Source organism: Streptomyces shaanxiensis, assembly GCF_039537145.1.
Taxonomy (GTDB): domain Bacteria; phylum Actinomycetota; class Actinomycetes; order Streptomycetales; family Streptomycetaceae; genus Streptomyces; species Streptomyces shaanxiensis.
In genome coordinates this window covers 15,921-27,331 of the sequence record NZ_BAAAZY010000032.1, presented here as the reverse complement: position 1 = coordinate 27,331, position 11,411 = coordinate 15,921, and the positions used below count along the sequence as shown (strand labels likewise).

Here is an 11,411-nt window from a genome sequence, read left to right as displayed (position 1 = left end):
GGCGTCAGACCTCCGTTCGCAGCAGACGCAGGTAGACCACCGAGAACAGCGAGCCCACCACCAGGAGCAGCAGGGCGACCGCCGTGCCGTAGCCGATCATGCTCTTCTGGAACGCCTCCTCGTACATGAACAGCGGCAGCGTCTGGCTCCTGCCGCCCGGCCCACCCCTCGTCATCACCCAGATCAGCCCGAAGACGGACAGGGTCTGGAGGGTGATGAGCATGAGGTTCGTGCCGATGGAGCGGCGGATCATCGGGAGCGTGATGTGCCACATACGGCGCCATCCGCCGGCGCCGTCGACCTCGGCCGCCTCGGTGATCTCCTTCGGGATCTCGTTGAGGGCGGCCGAGTAGACGAGCATCGAGAAGGCCGTACCCCGCCATACGTTCGCGAACGACACGGCGAGGATCGGGAGCGTGAACAGCCAGTTCTGGGACGGGAGTTGGAGCCAGTCCAGGATGGCGTTCAGGGTGCCTTCGCGACGGAAGAAGGCGTACAGAAGAAACCCGGCGACGACCTCCGGCAGCACCCACGCCGTGATGACGATGGCGCCGGCGAGGGTGCGGACGGGCTTCGAGGCCCGCTGCATCAGCATGGCCAGGCCCAGGCCCAGGGTGTTCTGGCCGATCAGGGCCGAGATGACGGTGAAGACGAGGGTGAGCCAGACCGCGTTGAGGAACGCCTCGTCACCGAAGGCCGTACGGAAGTTGTCGAAGCCGACGAAGGAGTCCTCGGCCTGGCCGGTGAGCTGGAGGTCGGTGAAGGCGATGTAGGCGCAGTAGGCGATGGGGCCGGCGAGGAAGAGGAGCAGGAGGACGACGGCGGGGGAGAGGGGGAGGGCGCGAGTAAGGGAGCGGTGGCGTGGCTGGGAACGATGCGCTGCGGGGCGGGGAGTGGTTGGTTCCCGTCCCGGGCCCGGTGTCGGCCTTTTCGTGACGACCGTCATGAGCAGGGGCTCATTTCTCGATCACCTGGTCGTCCGTCGCCGACTTCAGCTCCTCGTCGTAGCCTTTCGCCGCCTCGTCCACCGACATGTCACCCGTCGTCACACCCTCCATCGCCTCCTGCACGGCGGTGGAGACCTTCGGATACGCCGGGTAGGCGGGCCGGTAGTGCGTGCTGGCCACGAGGTCCGTGAAGAACTTGATGCCGGGTTGGGCGTCGATGTAGGAGGGGTCGTCCGCGACGTCCTGCCGGACCGCGATGCCGGAGTTGGCGACGTACCACTTCTGGGCGTTCGCCTTCGTCTGCATCGTCTTGATGAACTCGAAGGCCAGGTCGGGGTTGCCCGCCTTGGCCGGGATGGACCAGGTCCAGCCGCCGGACATGCTCACCTTGCCGGGGGCCTGGCCGTTCTGGGTGGGCATGGCGGCGAGGCCCAGTTCGTCGGACCACTCGGGCCATTCGTGACCGCTGCCGGGGAGCCAGTCCTGCGGGAGCCAGGAGCCGTCGAGGGCGATGCCGAGCTTGCCCTGCGGGAGCCACTCGCCGCGGACGCGGGTCATGACGTTGGGGTCGAGGGCGTCGGAGACGTCCGGGCCGAGTTTCTCCTTGTAGACGGTCTCCACGAAGGTGAGGGCATCCTTGAAGCCCTGGCTGCCGGCGACCCACTTCTTGGCCGACTTGTCGTACAGGGGGTCCGACGTGCCGTCGTTCGTGCCGTAGAGCAGCATCTCGAAGGTCTGCATGGTGGCGGCCTCGCCGACGGGCTTGCCGGTGTAGACGTTCAGGGGGATGGCGTCGGGGGCCTTCTGTTTGATGGTGCGGGCGGCGTCGAGGACGTCGTCCCAGGTCTTCGGCTGCCAGTCGGCGGGCAGGCCGGCCTTCTTGAAGATGTCCTTGCTGAACCACAGGCCGCGGGTGTCGGTACCGTCCGGGACGCCGTACGTCTTGCCGTCCTCGCCCTTGGCCGCGGCCTTCGCCGTGTCGATGAACTGTCCCCAGTCCTTCCACTTGGCGAGGTAGGGGTCGAGTGGCTTCAAGTACCCGCTGGTGATGTCCGAGTTGATGAGGAAGGTGTCCTCGTAGACCAGGTCGGGGGCGGTCTTGGGGGAGCGGAGCATCTGCTGGAGCTTGGTGTAGTACTCCGAGTCCGGGGCCTTGATCGGAACGAACTCGACCTTCTTGCCGGGGTTCGCCTTCTCGAACTGCTCCTTGATGTCCGCGAGGTAGGTGTCCATCACCTTGATGGAGTTGTCCGTGGACTGTTTGAAGGAGACCTTGAGGGTGTCCGGGTCGCTGCCGGAGCCGGTGCCGCAGGCGGTGAGGGTGCCGGCGGCGGCGAGGGTGAGGGCGAGGAGTGTGGGGAGGGCCGGGCGGGCGGGGCGAGCGAGGCGGGCGGGGCGGGTGGCGGTGGGGCGCACGGGCATGACCTCCTGCGGGCGCACTTCGTTGTGGCGCGGGGATGGCTGCCTGGTGAACGTAGGTTGAGTGGTCTAGTCAGGTCAATGTGTGTGCGGCGGATTGGGTGACGGCGTTGGTTGGCGTTGGCGTTGGCGTTGGCGTTGGCGGCTTCGGCTGCAGGAGGTGTTCGGCCTTGTCGGACTTGATGTCGCGGATGAGGGTGCGGAGGGCTTCGCGGGTGTCGGTGAGGTAGTGGTCCTCTTGGCCGGTGATGGCTATGTGGGCGTTGCCGTTGGGGTCGGTGCCGGCGGTGGTGCAGGTGGTGGGGGAACTCGCCGCCTGTGCTTGCCGGTTCACGCCGGGACACGAGGTGTATTTGTCGCTGCGGTATCGGCAGGAGGCACTGCGGGTGGTGCTCTACGACAGGTATCGGTGGCACGAGCATCCTCGGCTGATGGCGGGGTGCGATGCGCGGAGGCTGCGGCGTTGCGTTGCGGGTGCCGGGTGGGTTGTGCGGTCGTGTGAGGGGGAGCTACTCCGGTAGTTCGGCGGCGCGGGCGCGGGCTTCGGAGGCTTCGGTGGGTGCGTTGGCGCGGGTATAGGCGTCGGCGGACTGGAAGTGAGCGGCGCGGGCCTCGGTGGGGCGGTGGGCGGCCTCATAGGCGAGGGCCAGGGCATGGAGGGCCCGGCCCTCGCCGTACCAGTCCTCGAACTCCCGGTATGCCTCCAGTGACTCGCCGTACGCCTCAATCGCCTCCTCCGCGCGACCCGCGTCCTGCAGGCCGTTGCCGAGGCTGTGCCACGCCTTGGCCTCACGGTGGCGGTCTCCGGTGGCCTGGAACAGGTCGCGGGCTTGGGTGTGGGCGTCGATCGCTTCCTCTGTGCGGCCCGCATCCTGCTGGGCGTTGCCGAGGTTGTGCCATGCTCCGGCCTCGTGGTGGCGGTCTTCTGCCTCCTGGCACAGGTCGCGGGCGCGGGTGTGCGCGTCGATCGCTTCCTCTGTGCGGCCCGCCTCCCGCAGAGCGATGCCGAGGTTGTCCCAGGCCATGGCCTCGCTCTCGTGGTCTCCGGTGGCCTGGTACAGGTCGCGGGCTCGGGTGTGGGCGTCGATCGCTTCCTCCGCCCGGCCCGCCTCCCGCAGGGCGACTCCGAGGTGGTCCCACGCGATGGCCTCACCCAGCCGGTCCCCGGCAAGGAGGGTGGCCTCCCGCGCGGCCTCCGCGACCGCGATCCAGTCGTCGAAATACCGCCGTGAGTACAGGTACTCCCCTAGACACTGGGCCAGCCGCACCGCCGTGCCCGCGAACCGCACCTCCCGCCCCCACGCCACCGCCGCCACCAGACCCGCCCGCTCCCCGTCCAGCCAAGCCAACGCCTGTCCCCGATCCTCGAACCGCCTCGGCTCCTGCATCCCCGGCAGCCACCGCAACCGGTCATCAGCGGCATCCGCCCACCGGTAGTAGAAGTCCAGCACCCGCTCCCGCGCGGCCTCCCCCTCCTCCCGCAACCTCGCATCTCCCGCCACCACGCCCACCGCGAACACCCGCACCACGTCATGCACCCGCCACGGCACAGAGGAAGCCGTTACGTTGCTGCCCCGCACCGGCATGACGAAATGTCTGGCGGCCAGGTCCTCCAGCAGGGACAGCACAGCCCCCGTGTCGAGGCCGGCAAGAGCGGTGATCGCCTCCGTGCCGGTCTCCGCACCCGGAGCAAGACAGAGCAGCCGCAGAAGCCGGGCCTCGTCGGGCGGCAGCCGCCGGTACGAGGTCTCCAGCACAGGACGCAGAACAAGTGAGCGTCCATATAGGTCGGTTCCCGGGCTACCGCGGTCAAGGACGGAGGTCGGGTCCCCAGCATCCCGGATCTCGGCCACCAGAGATGCGATGCCCCGATGGCGTCGCCGACGCAGCATCCCCGCGGCGATCTGGAGGGCCAGGGGCAAGTGACCGCAAAGACCCGTCAGTTCACGCAGTGCGTCGCGTTCGAGCGCCGGACGATCGTCGCGTTCGTCGGTGTCGTGCAGGGCGCGCGTCACCAGGTCGACAGACTCATCCGGGGCGAGTGCTTCCAGGTCGATCTGGCGTACCGCCAGAGCGTCGGGACGGTCCCGAGAAGTGATGAGCACCCGGTGGTGGTCCGTGCCGGGCAGGAGCGGCAGGTACTGGGACGGGTCACACGCGTTGTCCAGGATCAGCAGCATCCGGTCCCGCCGTTCGGAGAGGAGCTCGCGGTACGCGTCGTACTGACGCTCCGTCGTCGGCGGCAGATCCCGGTCCCGCACGCCGAGCGCGTCCAGCAGCGCCAGGACCGCCTGATCAGCCGTAACCGGGTCGTCGTCGTACCCGCGCAGGTCCACGAAGAGCGTCCCGCCCGGGAACCAGCCCCGCGCACGGGCCCGGTGTGCCGCCTCCACCGCCAGCGCGGTCTTCCCGATGCCGCCCATACCGGTGACCGCGAAGATGAGGAGCGGGAGCGCGGCCGTGTCGTCCTCGTCGGGGGAGAGGTGCGGGAGCAGGCGGTCCAGCTCTGCCGATCGGCCGGTGAACCCCAGGGGGCGGGGCGGGAGTGTGGCGGTCGCTCGCGGGACAGGGCCGTGGGTGGTCCCCCTGCTGCTCCTACCGTCGCCCGTCGCTCTTGCCGGTGACGGGGCCGTGGAAGGTGCCGCCCCGGAAGTCGATGTGGTCTCCGCCGTACGTCGCTCCGCCCTCCCCGCGCCGATGGGGCCCCTCCTCGGAGTCGGAGGAATGGTTGCGGGGCTGATGCTTACGCAGCACGGCCACCGTCACCGCAGCCGCCTGCTTGGCGGCGAGTTCCTGTGAACCCGACGCGTCAGCCCTGCTCTTGCCCGCGTCGGCGCGATCGCTGATGCCCCGGATCACCAGGGCGTTCAACTGGCCGTTCAGGTGGGCCGCCTGGAGCGCCCCGGAGCCCTCCATCTCGATCGCGCCCGCGTCGTTGTAGCTCCGCCGGATGAACCGGGCGATCTCGGACTTGGCGTCCGCCAGGACCACGTCACCCGTGGCGATCGGCATGAAGTGCGCCCGTACCTCGGGCATCTCCCGCGCAGCGGAACGGGCGGCCTGTTCGAGCGCGTGCGAGCCCGGCAGGGCCTTTGGCCTGACCAGGAAACCCTCGGGCGTCTGCTTGCCGCCGTGGATCTCGTACACCTGCGTGCCCACGACGACGTCCCCGATCCCGACGTCGTCCTTCAGGCTGCCGGCGACTCCGACGAAGAGGACGGCCTCGGGACGCAGCCAGTTGATGAGCTGGGTGGTGAGAGCGGCGGCCCGTTCGGCGCCCATGCCGAGTTCTGCGATGGCAACATGCCAGGCAGTGCCGGGCAGTTGGCCCTTCTCGACTCGGGTTCCGTCAGGGTGCACGAGTTCCCGCCGGTTCTCGACGTGCGCGCGCAGGGCGGCGTATTCGAGGGGGAGCGCGGTCAGGACGAGAGCGGTGGGCTGAGTCTCCGGCACACTCATAACGTACAGCCGGGGGAAGGGAATCGAGTGCCGGAACAGGACGTCACCGTCGGGCAGTTGCTGCTCGCCGAGTACCAGTGCGTCAAGGACGAGCAGAAGGCCCGGATCGGGTTTCGGGACAACCTGCTGTACGTGACCCTGGCCGTCGTGGCCGCCGTCATCGCCGCCGCGGCCCAGGCCAAGCAGGCGTCGATGCTGCTCGCGCTGCCGCCGGTGTGTGTCGTACTCGGGTGGACGTACCTCGTGAACGACGAGAAGATCTCGGCGATCGGCGCGTATGTACGGGAGGATCTCGGGCCCCGGCTTGCCGCGCTCGCCGAACCCGGCGGTGGGTTCCAGGCGTTCGGCTGGGAAACCGCGCACCGGGGGGACGCGCGGCGCCGGTCACGTAAGGCGGTGCAACTCCTGGTGGATCTGCTGGCCTTCTGCGCCGTGCCGCTCGCGGCGCTGGTGCTGTTCTGGGCGGACGGTGGTTCCGGGGCGCTGCTCGTCGTGCTGTCGGTGGTGGAGGCGTTGGCCGTGGCCGGGTTGGCCTGGCAGGTCGTGTGGTACGCGAACGGGGCATGAACTCCCTTCTTGCGCCGTACCGTTGAAGCACCTGACCGAGGCACACCGGGGGACGGAACGGGCACATGAAAGCGGCGTTGTTGGCTGCCCTGGCCGAGGGCGCGGGCGGGGACGACGGACTCCGGGCGGTGGAGTCGCTGGCCCGGGCGGTGGGGCTCGGCGCGGGGGCGTCGGTCGCGGAACTCGCCGAGGCGGCACGGGACCCGGCACGGCGGATGGCCGTACAGAAGTGGGGCGAGGAGCTGGCGGGTCTCCTCGCAGCGGACCCTGAGGGCGTCGCCCGCACCCTCGCCCGGGCCATGGAGCGGGACGCGCCGGGCAGCGGGACGTCCTGGTACGACGGGGATCACGCCGACTTCCGGGGCGGGGTCTTCCTGCGTGAGGTGGTGGGCGTGCAGGTCGTGATCCAGCAGGGCGGGGCGGCCGTACCGGAGGCGATGGCCGGTCTGCCGCCGAGGCCGGGTGGGTTCACCGGGCGGGAGCGCGAGATGGCGGACCTGCTGCGCGCGCTGGACCCGGGCGGGGCACAGTCGTCCGAGTCGGCTGCGACTCTCGTCGCCGCCGTGTCCGGCCTCGGGGGTATCGGCAAGACCGCACTCGCCGTCGAGACGGCGCATCTGGCCCGCGAGCAGGGCAAGTTTCCCGGCGGGGTTCTCTTCATCGACCTGCATGGCTACGACCAGGAGCCTGTCACCGCGGACCGGGCGCTGCAGGCGTTGCTGCGAGCCCTCGGGACTCGACCCGAACACATTCCGAGTACGACGGATGAGCGGGTGAGGCTCTACCGCTCCACGCTGGCCGCCCGGGCCCAGGAGCGTGGCGCGGTGCTGGTCCTGGCGGACAACGCCTCCTCGCCCGACCAGGTACGGCCCCTCCTGCCGGGCGACGCCCGGCACCACGTCCTGGTCACGTCCCGCGACCGGCTGCCCCAATTGGGGGCGCGGCTCGTTTCCTTGGACCAGCTCAGCCCGAAGGAGGCGTACAAACTCCTGGACCGGGCCCTGCGAATCGCCGCCCCGCGCGACAGCCGGATCGTCGACGACCCCGGAACGGCGGAGCGACTCGCCGGCCTGTGCGGGCACCTTCCGTTGGCCCTGCAGATTGCTGCCGCTCTGCTGGCGGAGGATCCGAACATGCCGGTGGCTGAACTCGTGGCGGAGCTGGCCGAGTCGCGCGACCGCCTCGACCACCTCGATGACGGCGAGCGTAGTGTCCGCGTCGCCTTCGAGCTCTCCTACTGCCGACTGCTGCCCGACAGGGCGCGGCTGCTGCGCTTGCTTGCTCTCGCGCCGGGGCCCGACGTGAGCGAACAGGTCGTCGCCGCGCTCGTCGGTGTCGAGGCGCCTCCGGTACGGGACTTGAAGGCCTTGGCCCGTGCACACCTCGTTGAGCGGGGCAGTGGGCGCGGGTGGTGGCGGTTGCATGACCTGGTGCGGGTGTTCGGGGCGGGTGTGGTGGCGGGGGATGCAGGGTTGCGGGAGGAGGGGGAGGAGGCGCGGGAGCGGGTGCTGGACTTCTACTGGCGGTGGGCGGATGCGGCCGACGACCTGTTGTGGTGGCTGCCGGGCACAGCGGAGCCGGAACTGTTCGCAGACCGGGGGCAGGCTCTCTCGTGGCTGGATGGGGAGCGGGCGGGTCTGGTGGCTGCGGTGGGGTGGGGGCGGGAGGAGCGCTTCGCGTCCAGGGCTGTGCAGCTGGCCCAGTCTCTGGGGGAGTACCTGGACTGGCGGCGGTATTTCGACGACGGGATCGCCGTTGCGGAGGCGGCGCGGGAGGCCGCCCACCTTGCCGGGGACCGGCTGCGCGCGGCCGACGCGTGGGACCACTTCGGACTCGCCCTGCAGGGGACGAGTCGGGCGGAGGACGCGATCGACGCCCACATCCGCGCCCGCGACCTGCACCAGGCCAGCGGCGACCGCGACGGCGAGGCCTGCGCATGCAACAACCTCGGCAACGCCCTGCGGGAGGCGGGCCGGGCAGGGGAGGCGATCGACGCTCTCACCCGCGCCCGCGACCTGTTCCAGGCCGCCGGAGAGCGCCATCGCGAGGCCATTGCGTGGGACAGCCTCGGCACGGCTCTCCGGGAGGCGGGCCGGGTAGGGGAGGCGATCGACGCTCTCACCCGCGCCCGCGACCTGTTCCAGGCCGCCGGAGACCGCCACCGCGAGGCCATTTCGTGGCACAACCTCGGTGAGGCCCTGCAGGAGGTGGGCCGCGAGGAGGAGGCGATGGAGGCGTACGGCAAGTCCCTGGATCTCCATCGGGAGTTCGAGGACTGGTACGGCGAGGGGAAGACCCTCTGCAACCTGGCCCTCGTCCACGCGGCCGCCCATCGCCCCGCCGAGGCCCGCGCCGCCTGGCACCAGGCCGCCGACGCCTACGCCCGCGCCAACGCCCCCACCGAAGCCGCCGAAGCCCGCACCCGCGCCGCCGCCCTCGACCTCCGCCCCCCTAACGTCCCTTCTCCACCCCCACCCCCCGAACCCACCGATAAACCAACTCCGGCCTCCCCACCTGCCCATAAACCGGCTTCCGCTCAGCCCTCCCCGCCTCCACCAAATGCTCCAGATACCGCCGAGCCGTAATCCGGGAAATCCCCACAGCCTCAGCCACCCCCGCCGCCGTAAGCCCCTCCTCGGCCTCCCGCACAGCCCCGGTCACCCGCTCCAGCGTCGGCGCACTCAACCCCTTGGGCAGCGCCGCAGGCGAGGGCGCCCGCAACGCCGCCAACGCCCGGTCCACCTCGTCCTGCCCGCTCGCCTCCCCCACCGCCGCGTGGAACTCGGCGTACCGCACCAGCCGATCCCGCAGCGTGGCGAACGTAAAAGGCTTCAGTACGTACTGCACGACCCCCAGCGACACCCCCTCCCGCACCACCGCCAGATCCCGCGCCGACGTCACCGCGATCACATCCGCGTGATGGCCGGCCGCCCGCAACGACCGGGCCAGCTGCAGCCCGTGCACATCCGGCAGGTGCAGGTCCAGCAACAGCAGATCCACCGGCGTCCGCTCCAGCGCGCGCCGCGCCTCCGCCCCCGTGTGCGCCTTGCCGACCGCGACGAACCCCGGCACCCGGCCGACGTACATCATGTGCGCGTCCGCCGCCACCGGGTCGTCCTCCACGACCAGGACGCGAATCGCCTGCTCGGCCGCCGCCGTCATACGTCACCTCTCGAAACCGCCGCGCCCTCGGAACCCTGCGCGGACTCACCCTGCCGGGAATGCTCGGTCCGCCGTGAATGCCGATCCCGCTGCGAACGCCCGCCACCCGGCGAACGCTCGCCACCCGGCAAGGGCTCGGCACCCGGCAAGGGCTCGGCACCCTCTTCCAGCGGCCCGTCACTCCCTGCGCTCTCGCCCCCTGCGCTCTCACTCCCCGCGCCCTCACGTACGGCCCCCTCACCCAACGGCAACCGCACCTCGAACTCCGCCCCGCCCCCGGCAGCCTCCGCCACCGCCAACGCCCCGTCATGCCGATGCACCGCCTGCCGCACCAGCGCGAGCCCCAGCCCTCGCCCGCCAGGCCCCGCCGGCTTCGTCGAGAAGCCGCGCTCGAACACCGCCTCCGCGTGCGCGGGATCCACCCCGGCCCCGGTGTCCGACACCCGCAGGACCAGCTCCGAAGCCTCCGTGTACGCCGTCACCGTCACCCGCCCCCGCACGCTCCCCTGCGCGGCGTCCACCGCGTTGTCGATCAGGTTGCCGAGGATCGTCACCAGGTCCCGGGCGGGCAGTGACGGCGGAAGCAGGCGGTCGTCCAGCCGGCTGTCCTCCGACACCACCAGCTCCACGCCCCGCTCATTCGCCTGCGCAGTCTTCCCGAGCAGCAACGCCGCCAGCACCGGCTCGCTGACCGCCGCGACGACCTGGTCCGTCAGGGCCTGGGCCAGTTCCAGCTCGGCCGTCGCGAACTCGACCGCCTCCTCGGCCCGGCCCAGTTCGATCAGCGAGACCACCGTGTGCAGGCGGTTCGCCGCCTCGTGTGCCTGTGAGCGCAGCGCTTGCGTGAAGCCCCGCTCGGAGTCCAGCTCGCCCATCAAAGACTGGAGTTCGGTGACGTCCCGGAGCGTCACCACCGTGCCGCGCCGCTCGCCGCCCGACACCAGTGAGGTGTTCACCACCAGCACGCGTTCCTCCGTCAGGAGCACCTCGTCGACCCTGGGCTCGGACGCCAGCAGGGCCCCGGTCAGCGGCGCGGGCAGGCCGAGGTCCGCCACGGACCGCCCCACCACATCGCCGGCCACCCCGAGCAGTTCCCGCCCGCCGTCGTTGATCAGCGCCACCCGGTACTGCCCGTCCAGCATCAGCAGCCCCTCCCGCACCGCGTGCAACGCCGCCTGGTGATAGTCGTGCATGCGGCTCAGCTCGGCCGCGTTCATGCCGTGGGTGTGGCGGCGCAGCCGGGCATTGATGACGTACGTACCGATCGCGCCCAGCGCGAGCGCGCCCGCCGCCACCCCGATCAGGGCCGTCAGCTGGTCCTGCACGCGCTTGCTGATCGCCTCGACCCGGATGCCCGCGCTGACCATCCCGACGATGTCCTTCGGCGCGCGCCCTCCGTCGTAGATCGGCACCACCGCGCGGACGGACGCGCCGAGCGTGCCGGTGTACGTCTCGGTGAACGGCTCCCCGCGCAGGGCGCGCTCCGTGTGGCCGCGGAAGTGCTGGCCGATCTGCTTCTCGTCGGGGTGCGTCCAGCGAATGCCCTTGCGGTTCATGATCGTGACGAAGTCGACCTCGGCGTCGTGCTGGACACGGAGCGCGTACGGCTGGAGCTCGGCCGTCGGGTCGGCGGTGCGGATCGCCTCCCGTACGGACGGGGCGTCGGCGATCGACTGCGCGACCGCCATGGCCTGCCGGCCCGCCGCGTCCTCGGCCTGGCCGCGGTCGCTGACGTAGGTGAAGATCGCGTACCCGGCGACGAGCACCGCTATCAGCACGGCCTGCATGGCGAAGAGCTGACCGGCCAGGCTGCGGGGTGTCGGGACGGGGATGCGCATGTCGTCAGTCTGCCTCCCT

The 11,411-nt window shown here is 70.8% G+C and carries 7 protein-coding genes and 2 pseudogenes; 2 read left to right on the top strand and 7 right to left on the bottom strand.

The features are described from left to right. Nucleotides 1-4: 4 nt before the first annotated feature. From ABD932_RS41290 to ABD932_RS41270, 5 genes and pseudogenes are all read right to left on the bottom strand, one after another. Nucleotides 5-946, bottom strand: a complete 942-nt coding sequence (locus ABD932_RS41290) for a carbohydrate ABC transporter permease (RefSeq protein ID WP_345021320.1) — start codon at nucleotides 944-946, stop codon at nucleotides 5-7. Nucleotides 947-956: 10 nt separating this feature from the next. Further along, the gene (locus ABD932_RS41285; RefSeq protein ID WP_345021319.1) at nucleotides 957-2,369 is read right to left on the bottom strand and encodes an extracellular solute-binding protein; all 1,413 of its coding nucleotides are present in this window, start codon (nucleotides 2,367-2,369) and stop codon (nucleotides 957-959) included. Nucleotides 2,370-2,520: 151 nt separating this feature from the next. Next, nucleotides 2,521-2,700 (bottom strand): annotated as a pseudogene (locus ABD932_RS41280) (hypothetical protein); the annotation flags it as partial. Between the two features lie 175 nt (nucleotides 2,701-2,875). After that, complete coding sequence (locus ABD932_RS41275) at nucleotides 2,876-4,861, bottom strand: tetratricopeptide repeat protein (RefSeq protein ID WP_345021397.1); 1,986 nt, start codon at nucleotides 4,859-4,861, stop codon at nucleotides 2,876-2,878. A gap of 100 nt (nucleotides 4,862-4,961) precedes the next feature. After that, nucleotides 4,962-5,825, bottom strand: coding sequence for a 5'-methylthioadenosine/S-adenosylhomocysteine nucleosidase family protein (locus tag ABD932_RS41270; protein WP_345021317.1), 864 nt, complete (start codon nucleotides 5,823-5,825; stop codon nucleotides 4,962-4,964). Nucleotides 5,826-5,852: 27 nt separating this feature from the next. On the opposite strand from ABD932_RS41270, the gene ABD932_RS41265 reads away from it, so the two are divergent. Further along, nucleotides 5,853-6,392, top strand: coding sequence for a hypothetical protein (locus ABD932_RS41265; protein ID WP_345021315.1), 540 nt, complete (start codon nucleotides 5,853-5,855; stop codon nucleotides 6,390-6,392). Between the two features lie 65 nt (nucleotides 6,393-6,457). After that, a pseudogene (locus tag ABD932_RS41260) lies at nucleotides 6,458-8,644 on the top strand (tetratricopeptide repeat protein); the annotation flags it as partial. A 199-nt stretch (nucleotides 8,645-8,843) separates the two neighbouring features. On the opposite strand, the gene ABD932_RS41255 reads toward ABD932_RS41260, so the two are convergent. Together ABD932_RS41255 and ABD932_RS41250 are read right to left on the bottom strand one after the other, a co-directional pair. Beyond that, on the bottom strand, nucleotides 8,844-9,554 hold the full coding sequence (locus tag ABD932_RS41255) for a response regulator (protein WP_345021313.1): 711 nt from the start codon (nucleotides 9,552-9,554) through the stop codon (nucleotides 8,844-8,846). Then, nucleotides 9,551-11,392: a sensor histidine kinase gene (locus tag ABD932_RS41250; RefSeq protein WP_345021311.1), complete on the bottom strand. Its 1,842-nt coding sequence runs from the start codon at nucleotides 11,390-11,392 to the stop codon at nucleotides 9,551-9,553. Before ABD932_RS41250 ends, ABD932_RS41255 begins: the two co-directional genes overlap by 4 nt. Between the last annotated feature and the right edge of the window lie 19 nt (nucleotides 11,393-11,411).